General features: G+C 67.2%; 16 protein-coding genes. 9 read left to right on the top strand and 7 right to left on the bottom strand.

What is annotated here, in order from left to right:
• The first annotated feature begins 382 nt into the window (after positions 1-382).
• Positions 383-1,705 carry a fatty acid desaturase family protein gene (locus tag KV110_RS07685; RefSeq protein ID WP_218474648.1) on the top strand — a complete coding sequence of 441 codons (1,323 nt, stop codon included), beginning with the start codon at positions 383-385 and terminating at the stop codon, positions 1,703-1,705.
• Here KV110_RS07685 and glpK (KV110_RS07680) read toward each other — a convergent pair whose 3' ends face one another.
• Positions 1,706-3,235: a glycerol kinase GlpK gene (glpK, locus tag KV110_RS07680; protein ID WP_218474646.1), complete on the bottom strand. Its 1,530-nt coding sequence runs from the start codon at positions 3,233-3,235 to the stop codon at positions 1,706-1,708. It abuts the gene before it with no gap.
• 31 nt (positions 3,236-3,266) lie between these two features.
• A complete protein-coding gene (locus KV110_RS07675) occupies positions 3,267-4,031 on the bottom strand; it encodes an IclR family transcriptional regulator (protein WP_218474644.1) in 765 nt (254 codons plus the stop codon).
• 254 nt (positions 4,032-4,285) lie between these two features.
• Here KV110_RS07675 and KV110_RS07670 point away from each other — a divergent pair, with 254 nt between their 5' ends.
• The 4 genes from KV110_RS07670 (at position 4,286) to KV110_RS07655 (ending at position 9,185) form a co-directional block, all read left to right on the top strand.
• Positions 4,286-5,107, top strand: coding sequence for an MIP/aquaporin family protein (locus KV110_RS07670; RefSeq protein WP_218474642.1), 822 nt, complete (start codon positions 4,286-4,288; stop codon positions 5,105-5,107).
• 41 nt (positions 5,108-5,148) lie between these two features.
• Positions 5,149-6,669: a glycerol kinase GlpK gene (gene glpK, locus KV110_RS07665; protein ID WP_218474640.1), complete on the top strand. Its 1,521-nt coding sequence runs from the start codon at positions 5,149-5,151 to the stop codon at positions 6,667-6,669.
• A gap of 52 nt (positions 6,670-6,721) precedes the next feature.
• Positions 6,722-8,401: a glycerol-3-phosphate dehydrogenase gene (gene glpD / locus KV110_RS07660; RefSeq protein WP_218474638.1), complete on the top strand. Its 1,680-nt coding sequence runs from the start codon at positions 6,722-6,724 to the stop codon at positions 8,399-8,401.
• 127 nt (positions 8,402-8,528) lie between these two features.
• Entirely contained in the window at positions 8,529-9,185 is a 657-nt protein-coding gene (locus KV110_RS07655; protein WP_218474637.1) for a class I SAM-dependent methyltransferase, read from the top strand.
• On the opposite strand, the gene KV110_RS07650 is transcribed toward KV110_RS07655, so the two are convergent.
• From KV110_RS07650 to KV110_RS07640, 3 genes are all read right to left on the bottom strand, one after another.
• Positions 9,182-9,934, bottom strand: a complete 753-nt coding sequence (locus KV110_RS07650; protein WP_218474635.1) for a GNAT family N-acetyltransferase — start codon at positions 9,932-9,934, stop codon at positions 9,182-9,184. The genes KV110_RS07655 and KV110_RS07650 overlap by 4 nt on opposite strands.
• A 112-nt stretch (positions 9,935-10,046) precedes the next feature.
• Positions 10,047-10,280 carry a hypothetical protein gene (locus tag KV110_RS07645; protein WP_218474633.1) on the bottom strand — a complete coding sequence of 78 codons (234 nt, stop codon included), beginning with the start codon at positions 10,278-10,280 and terminating at the stop codon, positions 10,047-10,049.
• A 32-nt stretch (positions 10,281-10,312) separates the two neighbouring features.
• A complete protein-coding gene (locus tag KV110_RS07640; protein WP_218474631.1) occupies positions 10,313-10,543 on the bottom strand; it encodes a hypothetical protein in 231 nt (76 codons plus the stop codon).
• Between the two features lie 120 nt (positions 10,544-10,663).
• Between KV110_RS07640 and KV110_RS07635 the strand changes: the two genes are divergently transcribed.
• On the top strand, positions 10,664-11,374 hold the full coding sequence (locus tag KV110_RS07635) for a M24 family metallopeptidase (protein ID WP_218474629.1): 711 nt from the start codon (positions 10,664-10,666) through the stop codon (positions 11,372-11,374).
• 24 nt (positions 11,375-11,398) lie between these two features.
• On the opposite strand, the gene KV110_RS07630 is transcribed toward KV110_RS07635, so the two are convergent.
• On the bottom strand, positions 11,399-12,196 hold the full coding sequence (locus KV110_RS07630) for an enoyl-CoA hydratase/isomerase family protein (protein WP_218474627.1): 798 nt from the start codon (positions 12,194-12,196) through the stop codon (positions 11,399-11,401).
• A 100-nt stretch (positions 12,197-12,296) separates the two neighbouring features.
• Between KV110_RS07630 and KV110_RS07625 the strand changes: the two genes are divergently transcribed.
• Complete coding sequence (locus KV110_RS07625; RefSeq protein ID WP_218474625.1) at positions 12,297-12,896, top strand: TetR/AcrR family transcriptional regulator; 600 nt, start codon at positions 12,297-12,299, stop codon at positions 12,894-12,896.
• Between the two features lie 4 nt (positions 12,897-12,900).
• Here the strand turns inward: KV110_RS07625 and KV110_RS07620 are convergent, their stop codons facing one another.
• Positions 12,901-13,452 (bottom strand): nuclear transport factor 2 family protein, encoded by a 552-nt coding sequence (locus KV110_RS07620; RefSeq protein ID WP_218474623.1) that lies wholly within the window; start codon positions 13,450-13,452, stop codon positions 12,901-12,903.
• Between the two features lie 108 nt (positions 13,453-13,560).
• On the opposite strand from KV110_RS07620, the gene KV110_RS07615 reads away from it, so the two are divergent.
• Positions 13,561-14,523, top strand: a complete 963-nt coding sequence (locus KV110_RS07615; protein ID WP_218474621.1) for a GlxA family transcriptional regulator — start codon at positions 13,561-13,563, stop codon at positions 14,521-14,523.
• The gene (locus tag KV110_RS07610; protein ID WP_218474619.1) at positions 14,523-15,389 is read left to right on the top strand and encodes an alpha/beta fold hydrolase; all 867 of its coding nucleotides are present in this window, start codon (positions 14,523-14,525) and stop codon (positions 15,387-15,389) included. Before KV110_RS07615 ends, KV110_RS07610 begins: the two co-directional genes overlap by 1 nt.
• Positions 15,390-15,495 lie beyond the last annotated feature (106 nt).

Raw genomic sequence — 15,495 nt, 5'->3', positions numbered from 1 at the left:
ACAGCCCGGACCCTTGCCCGCTTTCCTGACTCATCCGTCGAGCCTCCTCCGATCGGCCGCGAATAGCCAATCCCCTCTATTCAACCCCCTCCGCGCGTCGAGGCGCGCGCTATCCCTGGCCAACGCGATCGCATCGTGTCCTGACCGGCGATCCGACGCCGCCACGTCCCGTTGTTCTCGCGTCCGCCTGCTGTTCCCGTGCCGGTGTCCGGGGCGGTGGTAGCGTCGAAGTAAGAATCATCGTCGTCGGCCTCCTATTCGGCCGACCATCGAGCTTGGGTCACCCGAGCAACGCCGATCCCGACATCCGGCGGCCCGACCCGGCTTCCTGCCCTGCGCGGCCCGATTACCCAGCGCAGCCGATCCGATCCGAAGAGGGCCAATGGCTATCACCGACATTGCCGTGTACGCGCACCTGAGCAAGGAAGACATCGAGGCGCTCGGCACCGAGCTCGACGCGATCCACCGGGATGTCAGCGAATCGCTCGGCGGGCGCGACGCCGCCTACATCCGGCGCACTATCCGCTTCCAGCGGGCGCTCGATACCGTCGCCCGGCTGCTGATCGCGGTCAACCGGAACAAGACGGGCTGGCTGCTCGGCACCGCGGCGCTCGCGGCGGCGAAGAGCATCGAGAACATGGAGATCGGGCACAACGTCTCGCATGGTCAATGGGATTGGATGAACGATCCGGAAATCCACTCCACCACCTGGGAGTGGGACATGGTCGGGCTGTCCACCCAGTGGAAGTACTCGCACAACTTCCGTCACCACCTCTACACCAATGTCCTCGACATGGACGACGACATCGGTTTCGGCGTGATGCGGGTGACCAGGGACCAGGAGTGGCGGCCGAGCCATCTCGCGCAGCCGCTGCAAAACCTATTGCTGGCCACCACCTTCGAGTGGGGCATCGGCCTGCACGGGCTGTACGCGGACCGGGACCGGGTCGAGACGAAGTCCGAGAAGCGGGCACTCACTCAGGCGTTCCTGCGGAAGGTCTCCCGCCAGGCCATCAAGGACTACGTGCTGTTTCCCGCGCTGAGCGGGAAGCGCTGGCGCCGCGCCCTGACCGCGAATGTCACCGCCAACGTCGTGCGCAATGCCTGGGCCTATGTGGTCATCTTCTGCGGCCACTTCCCCGACGGCGCGGAGAAGTTCACGCCCGCGGCGCTCGAGGACGAGACCAAGTCGGAGTGGTACCTGCGGCAGATGCTCGGCACCGCGAACTTCGACGCGGGCCCGACCCTGGCCTTCGCCAGCGGAAACCTGTGTTACCAGATCGAACACCACCTGTTCCCCGACCTCCCCAGCAACCGCTACGCCGAGATCGCGCAACGGGTCCGCGCACTGTGCGACAAGTACGATCTCCCCTACACCAGCGGTTCCCTGCTGCGCCAATACCTGCTCACCATGCGCACCATCCACAAGCTCTCGGTCCCCGACCGATTCTTGATCGCCACCTCCGACGACGCGCCGGAGACCGCTTCGGAACGGAAGTTCCAGACCGGTGCCGCCCTGGCGGTCGCCGAAATCTCCGGCGTGACAACGGGTTTGCGGACCGCGCTGCGCAACGGCCGCATCCGGCTCGAACTCGAAGCCGGGCTGGAGGGTGGCCGGTTGCGGCGGACCGCCGCCCGGGTCCGGGCGAATATCGCCGGGTCGCTGCGTGCTCCGGTGACGAGCGCCGCTAGCAGCGTCGGCTAGTCAGCGCGTCCCGGCCTCGTCCCGTCGTCGTTTGGCGCGTAGCCAGCCGAAGGTCAATTGCACGGCGCGCTGCCAGTTCTCGTATTCGTCCGCGCGGTGGATGGGGTCCATCTGCGGCAGCCATTGCGCGGCCAACCGCCAGTTGTTGCGCAGTCCCTCCAGGTCCGGCCAGTAGCCGACGGCGAGTCCGGCGGCGTAAGCCGCACCGAGCGAGACAGTTTCGGCGTTGAATGGGCGCATGACGGGCACGTCGAGGACGTCGGCGACGATCTGCATCAGCAGGTTGTCGGAGGTCATGCCGCCGTCCACGCGCAGCGCGCGGGCCTGCAAACCCGAGTCGGCGTTCATCGCGTCGACCACCTCACGGGTCTGCCATGCGGTGGCCTCCAGGACCGCACGAGCGATGTGGCCCTTGGTGATATAGGACGTCAAGCCCGCGATGAGACCGCGGGCATCACTGCGCCAATGCGGCGCGTAAAGCCCCGAAAACGCGGGCACGATGTAGCAACCGCCGTTGTCTTGCACTGTGCGAGCGAGGGTTTCGATCTCCGGGGCGCTGGCGACCAAGCCGATATTGTCGCGCACCCACTGCACCAGCGAGCCGGTGACCGCGATCGGTCCTTCCAGCGCGTAGACGGGCTCGGGGCCGATCTGATAGCCGATGGTGGTGAGCAGGCCGTGCTTGGACTGCACCAGTTCGCTGCCGGTGTTCATCATGAGAAATCCGCCGGTGCCGTAGGTGCATTTGGTTTCCCCACGGGCGAAACAGGTTTGGCCGAACAGTGCCGCGTGCTGGTCGCCGAGTGCGGCGGCGATCGGGATGCCAGGCACGACCCGACGGGTGGTGCCGTAGGGCGCGATCGAGGGCTGGATGCGCGGCAGCATCGCCGCGGGAATCCCGAAGAAGCTCAGCAGTTCCGCATCCCAGGTGCGGGTGGCGAGGTTCATCAGCAGGGTGCGGCTGGCATTGGTGACGTCGGTGAGGTGCAGGCCGCCGTCGATGCCGCCGGTCAGATTCCAGATGAGCCAGGTTTCCATGGTGCCGAACAGCACCTCGCCCCGTTCGGCCCGATCCCGCAGGCCGGGAATGGTATCGAGCAGCCAGCGCAGCCGCGGCGCGGCGAAATAGGTGGCCAGCGGTAACCCGCACAGCTCCCGAATCCGGTCCGCGCCGGGCTTTTCCTCGAATTCGCGGACCAACTCCTCGGTGCGCACGTCCTGCCAGACGATGGCCCGCCGGATCGGCGCTCCGGTCCGCCGATCCCACACCACCGTGGTTTCCCGCTGGTTCGCGATGCCAAGGGCCGCAATCTGATCGGCGGTAATGCCGGAATCGCGCAGCGCCTGCGGCACGATCCGGTCGACGTTGCGCCAGATCTCCATCGCGTCCTGCTCGACCCAGCCCGGCCGCGGGTAGTGCTGGTGATGCTCGCGCTGGGCCACACCGACCAGGCGTGCGCGCTGGTCGAACAGGATGCACCGGGTCGAGGTGGTGCCCTGATCGATCGCGAGCACAAAACGTTGCGTCATCCGCGTCCTCTCCTACGACGAATGGATGTGTTCAGTGTCCGGCGCCGAGATCCCGGGACACCGCGTGCGCGGCGTCGCGCACATGGCCGACCAGCGCCTGCCGGTGCCGCAATTGCGGGTCGCACAGCCGGTCGACCGGGCCGCTGATCCCGATGGCGCCCACCACAAGTCCGCCGTGCGCGCGGATGGGCGCCGCGATGCCCGCTTCGCCGGGCCGGAATTCCTCGGTGTCCCCGGCCCAGCCCGCCTGCCGGACGGCGGTAAGGGCTCGATTGAGGGCGGCCCGGTCGACGATGGTGCGGCGGGTGAGCGAGATCAGGTCGCCACGGCGCACCGTGGCCGCGAGTTCCGCGTCGTAGGCCAGCAGGACCTTGCCGAGCGCGGTGGCGTGCGGCGGCAGCAGTTCACCGAGCTCCAACGCCTGTTCGGTGTTGTCCGGCCGGAAGACGTGGTGGACCACCACCACGCTGCCGTCCACCGGGGCGCCGATGCGCACCGACTCGCCCGTGCGCGCGGCGAGCGCGTCGGCCCAGTTGATCGCGCGGGAACGCAGCTCGTTGGCATCGAGGTAACTGGTGCCGAGGTGTACCAGGGCCGCACCGAGCTGGTACTTGCCGGTCGCCGGGTCCTGTTCGACGAAGCCGACGCCCTGCAAGGTGCGCAGAATCCCGTGCGCGGTGGGTTTGGCGAGGCCGAGCGCGCCGGCGATCTCGCCGACGCCGAGCCGACCGGTGCCGCGGGCCAGCAGCCGCAGGATGGCCGCCGCTCGTTCGATCGATTGGATCGGACCGGGCATGCACCGAAACCTAATCTCTCGATTCGACAATGTCGAACATGCGGTGAACGGCAGGCGACGCACCCGGCGCGCCGGTGTGACGTGCGTCATGTCAACCCCCTCGGGCGCCTGACAGTAGCGGCAGCGGCTCGGCACAACCACCCCCACCGTTCAGCATTGTCGAACGGGCGCTATGTCCGGTCCCGCGATCCCGTCGTAACGTCGATTTTCGCAGGGTCGCGTCCGCGCCCGGCAGGGCGAACGGAGGCTCAACGGTGAACTTCGGCTCGATTTTCCTGAGCGAAGCACTCGGCACGGCGATGCTGGTGCTACTCGGTGTCGGCGTGGTGGCAAATGCGTTGCTGACCAAATCCAAGGGATTCAACGGCGGCTGGCTGCTGATCAATATGGGGTGGGGCCTCGGCGTGATGGCCGGGGTGTATGTCGCCTACAAGACCGGCGGCCACCTCAATCCCGCGTACACCATCGGTGTCCTGGCCAGCGGAGCGGACCAGTACGCACCCGGCATCGACATCACGGCCTCCGCCACGATCGCGTACATCACGGGACAGCTGGTCGGCGCGTTCGTCGGCGCGAATCTCGCCTATGTGGCCTACAAGCGGCACTTCGACGAGGAGACCGACGACGCGAAGAAGCTGGGCGTCTTCGCCACCGGACCCGCGATCCGCGGGCTGCGCTGGAACTTCGCGACCGAGCTGATCGCCACCTTCGCCCTGGTGCTGGTGCTGCTGTCCATCGGTCACACCGCGACCGGGCTCGGCCCGCTCGCCGCCGCGCTGCTCGTCGTCGGTATCGGCGCTTCGCTCGGTGGGCCGACGGGCTATGCCATCAACCCGGCGCGCGATCTCGGGCCTCGGCTCGCACACGCGCTGCTGCCGGTCAGCAAGGGCGTGGCCGCGGCACCGGTTCGGGAGCCCGCGGGTGTCGGCGGCTATTCGGCCGAACAGATCCCCGAACGCACCGCTTCCCCTGGGCCCAGTCGCAAGAGTTCCGACTGGAGCTATGCCTGGGTGCCCATCGTCGGTCCGTTGGCGGGCGGCGTGCTCGCCGGGCTGGCCGCACAGGTCCTTTTCTGAATCTCATTGTCTCTCAGTAGTTTTTCCTCGAAAGGACCACGATGAGCCAGTATGTCGGCGCCATCGACCAGGGCACCACGAGCACGCGCTTCATGGTGTTCGATCACAGCGGCAACGAGGTTGCCCGTCACCAGCTCGAGCACCAGCAAATTCTGCCTCGCGCGGGCTGGGTGGAGCACGACCCGACCGAGATCTGGGAGCGCACCAGGGCGGTCATCCAGAGCACGCTCACCAAGGCCGATTTGGACGCGAGCGACCTCGCCGCCGTCGGCGTCACCAACCAGCGGGAAACCACCGTGGTGTGGAACCGCAGGACCGGGCGTCCGTACTGCAACGCGATCGTCTGGCAGGACACCCGCACCGATCGCATCGCCGCCGAGCTCGAGCGGGCCGGCCACGGTGACACCATCCGGCACAAGGCCGGATTGCCGCCTGCCACTTACTTTTCCGGCGGCAAGCTGCGCTGGATCCTGGACAATGTGCCCGGCGTCGCGGCGGCGGCCGAGCGGGGCGAGGCGATCTTCGGCACCACGGACAGCTGGCTGCTGTGGAATCTGACCGGCGGGGTCGACGGCGGCGTGCACGTCACCGATCCGACCAATGCCAGTCGCACCATGCTGATGAACCTGGAAACCTCCGACTGGGACGACGAACTGCTGACCATCTTCGGAATTCCTCGGGCGATGCTGCCCACCATCGCACCCTCGTCGAATCCGGAGCTGTATGGCAAGACACGGGCCGACGGACCATTCGGCGGTGAGGTACCGCTGGCTGGTGTGCTCGGTGATCAGCAGGCGGCGACGGTCGGTCAGGTGTGCTTCCGTCCCGGCGAGGCGAAGAACACCTACGGCACCGGAAACTTCTTGCTGCTCAACACCGGTAACGAGATCGTGCGGTCGCAGCACGGACTGCTCACCACGGTCGCCTACCAGTTCGGCGACGAGAAGCCGGTGTACGCGCTGGAGGGTTCGATCGCGGTGACCGGGTCGGCCGTGCAGTGGCTGCGCGACCAGCTGGGCATCATTTCCGGTGCGTCCCAAAGTGAGTCGCTGGCCAGGCAGGTCGAGGACAACGGCGGCGTGTACTTCGTGCCCGCGTTCTCCGGGCTTTTCGCGCCCTACTGGCGTTCCGACGCGCGTGGCGCGATCGTCGGACTGTCCCGCTACAGCACCAATGCCCATCTGGCGCGGGCGACGCTGGAATCCATCTGCTACCAGACCAGGGACGTCGTCGAGGCGATGCAGGCCGACTCCGGCGTGACCCTCGACGTGCTCCGGGTGGACGGCGGCGTGACCGCCAACGAGTTGTGCATGCAGTTACAGGCCGACTTCCTCGGCGTGCCGGTATCGCGTCCGGTGGTCGCGGAGACCACCGCGCTCGGTGCCGCCTATGCGGCGGGCCTGGCCGTCGGATTCTGGAGCAGCACAGACGAACTCGAACAGAACTGGCACGAAGACAAGCGCTGGCACCCCACCGGAACCGAGGAGCGGCGCGAACGCGGCTACGCCCGCTGGAAGACGGCCGTCTCGCGCACCCTCGACTGGATCGACGTCGACGAGTAAATCGGCGAATCGCACTGAGCTTGCGCCTATTTCAGAACGAAGGAGAAAATTGATGTCCGCACGATTAGATCCGATCTACCGCGCCAACGCCGTGAACGCGCTGGGCGACAACGAGATCGATGTGCTGGTGATCGGCGGCGGCGTGGTCGGCGCGGGCGCGGCGCTCGACGCCGCGTCGCGCGGCCTGAGCGTCACCCTGGTGGAAGCCAGGGACTTCGCGGCGGGGACATCGAGCCGATCCAGCAAGCTCATCCATGGCGGGTTGCGCTACCTCGAACAGCTCGACTTCTGGCTGGTGCGTGAGGCATTGAAGGAACGCGGCCTGCTGCTGAACAAGCTGGCGCCGCACCTGGTGCGCCCGGTGTCGTTCCTGTTGCCGCTGCAGCACCGGGTGTGGGAACGGGCCTACATCGGCGCGGGTGTCGCCCTGTACGACACGATCGGTGGGGCCAGGGCACTGCCCATGCACCGGCACCTCACACGCACGCGCGCACTGGAATTGGCGCCCGCGCTGCGGCCGGACTCGATGACCGGCGCCATCCGCTACTTCGACGCGCAGGTCGACGACGCGCGGCACACCATGATGATCGCCCGCACCGCGGCCCAGCACGGCGCGACGGTGCTCACCCGCACCAAGGTCACCGGGCTGCTGCGGGACGGCGAGCGGGTAATCGGCGCGCACGTCACCGATCTGGAGACCGGCCGCGAATTCACCGTGCGGGCGCGCCGGGTGATCAGTGCGACCGGCGTGTGGACCGACGAGATGAACAAGATGACCGGCGTCGAATTCCCGTTCCACGTGCGGACTTCCAAGGGCGTGCACATCCTGGTGCCGCGCGAGCGACTCGACCTGGACACCGGGCTGATCATGCGCACCGAGAAGAGCGTGCTGTTCGTGATCCCGTGGCACCAGCACTGGATCATCGGCACCACCGACACGGATTGGTCGCTGGACAAGGACCATCCGTCCGCGAGCAACGCCGATGTGCAGTATATCCTCGATCACGTCAACGCGGTGCTGCGCGATCCGCTGACTCGCGACGACATCGTCGGCACCTATGCCGGGCTGCGTCCGCTGCTGTCCGGCGCGTCCAGCGACACCGCCACCCTGTCCAGGGAACACGCGGTGGCCGAACCGGTGCCGGGTCTGTTCGTGATCGCGGGCGGCAAGTACACCACCTACCGGGTGATGGCCGCTGATGTCGTCGACGCCGCGGTGCACGGCCTCGGCCGCGCGGTCGCGCCGTCGGTGACCGATAAGCTGCCGATCCTGGGCGCGGTCGGCTACCAGGAGATGGCCGCCGATCTCGACAGCCTGGCGCAGCGCGCCGGGCTGCCGAAGGCCACCGTCGAGCACCTGCTCGGACGCTACGGCTCCGCCGTGCACGATCTGTTCGAGCTGATCGCGGTGGATCCGGACCTGGCCAAGCCGCTGACCGGTGCCGACGAGTACCTCGCCGCCGAGGTCGTGTACGCGGTAACCCATGAGGGCGCACTGCATCTCGATGACGTGCTGACCCGACGGACCCGCATCTCCATCGAGGCGCCGGACCGCGGTCTGGCCGCGGCCGCCGAGGTGGCCTTCTTGATCGGGTCGCGGCTCGGCTGGGATGCCGCGGACGCCGAGCGCGAGCTCACTCGCTACAGCGACCGGGTGCACGCCGAATTGGCCGCCAACCAGGCCGCCGACGACGAGTCCGCGAACGCGGCCCGCTTGGTCGCCGTCGCCTGACTCTCGTGCCGTCCGGCGAGCTCGATCCGCGAGCTCGCCGGGGCGGCGGCGCGTCAGCTGTGGTCCAGTTGGAATTTCCCGGCCGACGGTTGACCTCAACCTCGGTTCAGGGTGAACCATGGGGCGTATGACTCGACCTGCCGATATCTGGAATTCCGCTTATGACAACGACACCGCGCCGTGGGTGATCGGTGAACCGCAGCCTGCGATCGTAGAGTTGGAGCGCGACGGCTGGATTCGTGGCCGCGTGCTCGACATCGGTTGCGGGGCAGGCGAACACACCATCTTGCTGACGAAACTGGGTTACGACGTGCTGGGTATCGATCTGTCATCCAGCGCCGTCGAGTTCGCTCGCGGAAACGCTGCCGCGCAGCAGGTTCCGGCCGCTCGATTCGAAGTCGCCGACGCGCTCGCCTTCGGTGATCGAGCTCCCGATGCGGTGCCCACCTACGACACCATCGTGGACAGCGCCCTGTTCCACGTCTTCGGCACCGAGCCCGAGGCCCTGGCCGCCTACGTGCGGAGCCTGTACGCACTGTGCAAGCCGGGCGGACTGGTCCATGTGCTCGCCCTTTCGGATGCCGAGCCCGGGTTCGGCCCGCGGATCAGCGATGCGGTGATCCGCGAATCATTCGACGACGGTTGGGAACTGGAGGACCTGCGGGTCACGAAGTATCGCGGCCGGGTCACCGAGTCGGTAGCCGAGGAGGCCGCGAAACTGGGCATGCCCGAATCGGGCCCGGTCGATGTGGTGGCGTGGCTGGCCCGGATCCGCCGGATCTAGGCATCCATCCCGGCGTGACCGTCCGGGGTCGACTCGTCGGTTTCGAGCTCGGCCCCCTTGGGATGCTCCTCGGCATGCGTCGGCTTCGAATGCTCGTCCGCAAAGTCCGCCTCTTGCTCCTGCACTTCCGCCGTCGTCCGATCCTTCTCGGGTCCACTCATGCCCACCGCATACCCGCCCGCGATGCGAGCATGCAGATGCATGTCATGCCAGCCGTCGAAGTGCAGCCCCGCGCTGCGCATGGTTCCCTCCAGGGCGTAACCGGTCTTGGCGGCCACCCGGCACGACGGCTGGTTCGCCACCGAGTGGGTCAGCTCGAGCCGGTGAAATCCCACGTCGAAAGCCCACGTCGTCAGCGCGGCGACCGCGCGAGGCGCGACGGCCCGGCCCCGGGCGGCGGGCGTCGTCCAATAGGCGACCTCAGCCTGTCCGCCGTCCAAATGGATGTTCTTCAACGAGGCGCGGCCGACCAGCCGCCCGGTGCGCACATCGGCAACCGCCCAATTGGCACCGGCGCCGGTACGCCACATCCGCGCCCACCCTTCGATCCAGCCCCGCACCTCGGCGACGGACCCCGCACTGCGGGCATGCCACCGCTGGATCAAGGGATCGCTGAACGCCTCGAAAACCACGGGCGCATCACCGACCGCCCACGGCCGCAGCGCCAAGCCATCCCCTGTAGAGATCACCGGCTGTTCCCCGCCGGTAAAGATCTCGGCTCCGACCAACCTGTTCGTCAACCCCGGCATACCGCGAATTCTCCCGGTGCGGCGGACTCGGCGCACAGAACGTGCTCCTGAGGCAGGGGGCCTGCTTCAGGAGCACATTTTTTCCGGTCGGATGCGGCCGGGCTCGGCGGGGTCAGACGTGATCGACTACTGCGAGGTGACCGGCCTTACGGGCGCAGTGGGCGCAGCAGAAGATGTGGTGTTCGGCCTCTATCCCGTGGCCCAGGATGCGGCAGCCGCAATGCGCGCAGTCCGGGGCGAGCGCGGAGGCGGCGCATTCGAAGCTGTCGAACGTCGACGAGATGCCGTCGCGGGTGACCGTGAAGGTTTTGTCGTATTCGTTTCCGCAGGTGTCGCAGGTGGCCATGGGGATCACGTCCGTTCTGTGTCGGTGGAGTATCAGCCCAATCGCTTGGCGAGCAGTGCCTTGCCCTGTTCTCCGCCCTTCTGGCTCTCGTGCTGTGCGCGCCGGAAGAACTCACCGAGCTCGGTGTCACCCGCGCGTTCGGCATCCTGGGCATAGATCTCCATCTTCAACGCGTTGCTCAGGCATTGTTCGGTGAACCAGATGAGGTTGAAGTCCTTGTCCTTGGTCCCCGTGATCGCGCCGGTCTCCTGATCGATGGCCATTGCCATACCTTCCTCTTGTGTGGGGTCGTTCTGCTGTGGCCCTACCCGGCGAATCCGGCGGGAAACCCGCTGCGACGGATCGGCTGCGAGCCACGCGACCGGATGATCTAGGGTCGGTTCATGGAGACGCTGGATGTGGCCGAGGCCGAACGTGTTTCAGCGCTGCTGGCCGCTGAGGCCAAGGCGGTCGCGTTGTTCGACGAGGTGGTCGGCCGTGGGATCATCGCACCGGGAGCGCGCGAAGCCGAGGTCAGCGACGCGGTGCGGGACCTGGCCGACGAGATGTTCGGGACGCGGCGGTATTGGCACAAGCGGATCGTGCGGTCCGGGATCAACACGCTCGAGCCGTACAGTGCGAACCCGCCGGACCGGATCATCGGCGCGGACGACATCTGCTTCCTGGACTTCGGGCCGATCTTCGCGGAATGGGAAGCCGATTTCGGCCGCACCTATGTGCTCGGCGACGATCCGGCCAAGGTGGCGTTGCGGGATGCGCTGGAGCCGCTGTGGGAGCAGGGACGTGCCTACTTCGATGCCCATCCCGACATCACCGGTGATCAGCTCTACACCTGGGTCGCCGAGCGGGCGGCCGAACAGGGGTGGGAATTCACCGCCGCGATCGCCGGACATCTGGTCGGTGAATTCCCGCACAAGCAGATCTCCGGCACCGAACTCACCTCGTACGTCGCCAAGGGATCGACCACGCCGATGCGCCGCCTCGACCCCAAAGGCCGTGTCTGCCATTGGATTCTGGAGATCCACCTGGTGGACCGGGCGAACAACATCGGCGGATTCTTCGAACAACTGCTTGATGTGCGGCCGCCCGCATAGGTACCGCCGCACCCGAGACAGGCTCTAGTCGCCGAGGCCGTATTCGAGCGGTCCCCTGGTCTGCAGTCCCTCCGCGAGCCTGGCGTCGATCATCGCGCGAACCTCGGGCGCGTTGAGCAGATGCTCGAAAACCTTGATGTCCGTGGCGAATTCGGCCGCTGGCGGCAGGTGGCGGCGATTGACCGCCTTCTTGATCTCGGCCAGCGCGGTGGGATAGTGCCCGGCGATTCGCGCCGCCAATTCGGCGACGTAGTCATCGAGTTCGCCGTCGGGCAGCGCGCGATTCACCACGCCGTAGCGCTCGGCGGTGCTGCCGTCGATATTGCGTCCGCTCAGCATGAGCTCGAGCGCGCGGGCCCGGCCGATCAGTAGCGGAAGCAGTTGAAGCGCGCCGCCGCCGGGAATCAGTCCGTTCGTGACCTCGGGTTGACCGATCACGGTGGAGTCGGCCGAGGCGAAGCGCATATCGCACAGCAGGGTGAGCTCGTGCCCGCCGCCGCGCGCACGGCCGCGGATCTTGGCGATGCTCACCAGATCGGGCGATTGCAGGGCGGCGATGATCCGCGAGTAGGTGCCCGCGAGTTCCTGCTGACTCTCGGGCGGGAGGTCGACGGCGAAATGCGCCGAGAAGAAGTCCGGGTCCGCGGACTCCAGCACGACAACCCGCGTCTCGGGGTCCAGCACGAGTTGGTCGAGGGCATCTGCCAGCTCCCGGTAGACGCGGTCGTCGAGCAGGTTGATGGGCGGATTGTCGATGAGCAGGGTGGCCCAGCCACCAGGCTGCGGACGGACCATCACGGTGTCGTGTGTGCTCGTGGTCATGGTCGAACCTCCGTTTCGATAGAACGATCGGTCTATGTCTCCTGTGTATCATAGACTGATCGTTCTATTCAAGGAGCTTGTGATATTCAAGGAGCTTGTGATGAAGCCGGGACCACGCGAACGACTGATCGATGCCGCGATCCGACTCGTCCAGGAGCGCGGCGTCCAGGGAACCGGAATCAGCGATCTTCTCGACCGGAGCTCCACCGCTCGGCAGTCCATCTACCAGCACTTTCCCGGCGGCAAAGACGAGCTCATCGCGGCGGCGACACAGGTCGCGGGCGATCGCATCTTGGCGGAGATCGCCGCGGCCGCCGAGCGCGGCGGACCACGGGAAGCGGTGTCAGCGGCGCTGAGCCGGTGGGAAAAGACGTTGTCCGAGCACGATTTCCGGCTGGGCTGCCCGATCGCCGCCGCCACCGTCGACGGTACGACCGAGCCGATCCGTACCGCCGCCCTGGCGGCGTTCGAGAGCTGGACCGCGACGTACACGGCAGTACTGGAGCACTCGGGCATCGCCACCGCCGCCGCGCGCTCGCTGGCCGGATTCGTTGTCACGGCGATCGAGGGAGCAGTGCTGCATGCCCGCGCCACCCGCTCGGTGCATCCGTTGCACGATTGCCGAGATCAACTCGACCTACTCCTGGTCGCCCAGCTCACGGGCGTCGCCCAGGAGGATTCACCTTCAGCGGGCCAGTGACCCGTCACGCGACGGCTTCACCCGCTGCGCTCGCGTCGTCGCGGTACGAGTCGACCCCGTATCCGGGGACATTGATTCCCGGCACGTCGGCGCCCAGCGCGATGATTTGGTTGAGCGTGTTGTGGTACTGCTGCACCTCGGCGATTCGGCCGTCGCGGAAGCGGACTTCAGCGAGATAGGCGGCGCGGTAGAGGCGTTCACTCTCCCGTCCGGTGAATTCGCCCTCGACGTTGGCGAACCAGGCATGCGGGGCGGCGAACGGGCGGACCGTGATGCGGGAGAGGTGGCCAGCGTGCCACAGTTCAGCACTCCACCAGAGCATGTGTTCGTACAGTTCCTCCCGGCCATCAATGATGCCGGGCAGGCCGGGCAGCTGCCATGGGGCGAGGAACCGGACGTCGTCGGCGACCAGGTCGAGGAGCTGGTCGTGGTCCTGTAGGAACAGCAGTTCGTAGAAGCGTTCGATGGCGGCGCGTTCGACAGCCGCGTCGGGCAAGCCGGTGGATCCGTTGCTCCGGGTGCCGACACGTCTCCGGTCCAGTGGAGCGGTTGTCATGCTGATCATCACAAGCCTTCCTGTCGTGCCGGTTGATCGCTCAATAGTGAGTCAGCAAATCATGGGCAAACAAGTGGCGTCAATGACAGCTTCCGTTAAGATCGCGACATGCGAGTGGTGGCGGTCCTCGTCATAGACAGTGTCAACGCCTTCGACCTCGTCACAGGCGGGCAGGTTTTCGCGGCCGCGCGGCTCCCCGACGGCGCTCCGGGCTATGCCGTGCGAATGTGCGGCGAACCGGCGATGGCGCTCGCCTCCGGTCAAGACTGCTTCACCCTGCAGACCATCTGGCCGCTCGACGCCGCAGACGAGGCGGACGTAGTGATCGTTCCGGGTGGGGCGAGTGTGTTCGATCCGGACATCCGCGTGGTCGAGACGGTTCGCCGCGCGGCGGCGCGCGGCGCCGTGGTGGCTTCCATCTGCACCGGCGCCTACGTGCTCGCGGCAGCGGGCCTGCTGGACGGGCTGCGCGCCACCACGCATTGGCTGCTCGCCGACGACTTCGCCGGACGCTACCCGCGGGTCGAGGTCGATCCCGCGGTGCTGTTCATCGACAACGGCAACATCCTCACCTCGGCGGGTATGGCCGCGGGCCTGGATCTCTGTCTGCACCTGGTCCGCCGCGATTACGGCTCGGCGGTCGCCGCCGACACCGCGCGCTTCCTGGTGGTGCCGCTGCAACGTGATGGCGGCCAAGCACAATTCATCGTCCGTCCCGCGCCACCACAAGACGCCACCGCACTGCAGCCACTACTTACCTGGATCGAACAGCACCTCACCCGGCCGCTGACGCTCGCCGACCTGGCTCAGCACTCCGGCCTCAGCGTCCGAACCCTGCAGCGCCGCTTCGAAACCCAGCTCGGAACGACCCCGCTGAACTGGCTGCTCAACGCCCGCATCCGGCACGCGCGACAGCTGCTGGAGACCACCGACCTGCCGATCGACCGCGTCGCCGAGCAATCCGGTTTCGGTTCGGTGGCCTCCCTGCGGCACCACTTCGCCCACCTGGTCGGCACCGCGCCGCGCAACTACCGCAAGACGTTCGGCGATCCGGCGACGATGCTGGAGTGATGTTCGACAACTTCGAAAGCACGCGAATCCCGGTTGACGACGCAACGATTCACGTCAGATATGGCGGGTCCGGCCCGGCAGTGGTGCTGCTGCACGGACATCCACGAACCTCGGCGACCTGGCATCGGGTGGCGCCGCGGCTCGTCGAACGCGGTTACACCGTGGTCTGCCCGGATCTGCGGGGATACGGGCGCTCACGTGGTCCGGCGCCGACCGACGACCACGCGGGGTATTCGAAGCGAGTTGTGGCAAACGACATTGTGGCAGTGCTGGATTCGCTCGGCCATCGCCGGTTCGCGCTGGCCGGGCACGACCGCGGCAGCTACGTCGCGTTCCGCCTCGCCCTCGACCACCCTGCGGCGGTGTCGCGGGTGGCACTGCTGGATTGTCTGCCCATCAGCGAGCATCTGTCCCGCATCACCGCCGAGTTCGCCACTCGATGGTGGCACTGGTTCTTCTTCGCCCAGCCCGGCATTCCGGAGCGGGTGATCAACGCCGACCCGGACAGTTGGTACCAGGGCGACCCGCGCGCCATGGGTCAGGAGAACTACGACGAGTGGCGGGCGGCCATGCGCAATCCCGAGGTGGTGCGCGCGATGCTCGAGGACTACCGCGCGGGTGTGACGGTCGACGCCGAGCACGAGCGGGCCGACCGTGCCGCCGGGAACAGATTGACCTGCCCCACGCTGATCCTGTGGTCGCTGCGCGACGACCTCGAGGATCTCTACGGCGACCCGGTGCGGATCTGGCGGGACTGGGCCGACGACGTGCGCGGCCACGGCATCGACTCCGGTCACCACATGGCCGAGGAGGCTCCCGAAGCGCTGGCCGACTCGTTGCACGAATTCTTCCGGCCGACGCTATGACAGGACCCCGGCCCGGGCACCGACCGCACTCCGGCGTGGAAAAACCGGCGTCGCCGGGCCGGTAAACTTGCTGAGCGGGACAGAAAGTCGAGGGTGCGCAGCGGGA

This window comes from Nocardia iowensis (assembly GCF_019222765.1).
In the GTDB taxonomy this organism is placed as follows: domain Bacteria; phylum Actinomycetota; class Actinomycetes; order Mycobacteriales; family Mycobacteriaceae; genus Nocardia; species Nocardia iowensis.
Note: the sequence above shows the minus strand (reverse complement) of the source record. Positions and strands in the feature narration are given on the sequence as shown.

Excerpts from the sequence above, each read along its gene's own strand:
- KV110_RS07645 (WP_218474633.1), bottom strand. The coding sequence starts at position 10,280 with ATGGCCACCTGCGACACCTGCGGAAACGAATACGACAAAACCTTCACG.
- glpK (WP_218474646.1), bottom strand. The coding sequence starts at position 3,235 with ATGACGCAACGTTTTGTGCTCGCGATCGATCAGGGCACCACCTCGACC.
- KV110_RS07655 (WP_218474637.1), top strand. The coding sequence starts at position 8,529 with ATGACTCGACCTGCCGATATCTGGAATTCCGCTTATGACAACGACACC.
- KV110_RS07610 (WP_218474619.1), top strand. The coding sequence starts at position 14,523 with ATGTTCGACAACTTCGAAAGCACGCGAATCCCGGTTGACGACGCAACG.
- KV110_RS07635 (WP_218474629.1), top strand. The coding sequence starts at position 10,664 with ATGGAGACGCTGGATGTGGCCGAGGCCGAACGTGTTTCAGCGCTGCTG.
- KV110_RS07615 (WP_218474621.1), top strand. The coding sequence starts at position 13,561 with ATGCGAGTGGTGGCGGTCCTCGTCATAGACAGTGTCAACGCCTTCGAC.
- KV110_RS07625 (WP_218474625.1), top strand. The coding sequence starts at position 12,297 with ATGAAGCCGGGACCACGCGAACGACTGATCGATGCCGCGATCCGACTC.
- KV110_RS07675 (WP_218474644.1), bottom strand. The coding sequence starts at position 4,031 with ATGCCCGGTCCGATCCAATCGATCGAACGAGCGGCGGCCATCCTGCGG.
- KV110_RS07685 (WP_218474648.1), top strand. The coding sequence starts at position 383 with ATGGCTATCACCGACATTGCCGTGTACGCGCACCTGAGCAAGGAAGAC.
- KV110_RS07640 (WP_218474631.1), bottom strand. The coding sequence starts at position 10,543 with ATGGCCATCGATCAGGAGACCGGCGCGATCACGGGGACCAAGGACAAG.
- KV110_RS07620 (WP_218474623.1), bottom strand. The coding sequence starts at position 13,452 with ATGACAACCGCTCCACTGGACCGGAGACGTGTCGGCACCCGGAGCAAC.
- glpK (WP_218474640.1), top strand. The coding sequence starts at position 5,149 with ATGAGCCAGTATGTCGGCGCCATCGACCAGGGCACCACGAGCACGCGC.
- KV110_RS07650 (WP_218474635.1), bottom strand. The coding sequence starts at position 9,934 with ATGCCGGGGTTGACGAACAGGTTGGTCGGAGCCGAGATCTTTACCGGC.
- glpD (WP_218474638.1), top strand. The coding sequence starts at position 6,722 with ATGTCCGCACGATTAGATCCGATCTACCGCGCCAACGCCGTGAACGCG.
- KV110_RS07630 (WP_218474627.1), bottom strand. The coding sequence starts at position 12,196 with ATGACCACGAGCACACACGACACCGTGATGGTCCGTCCGCAGCCTGGT.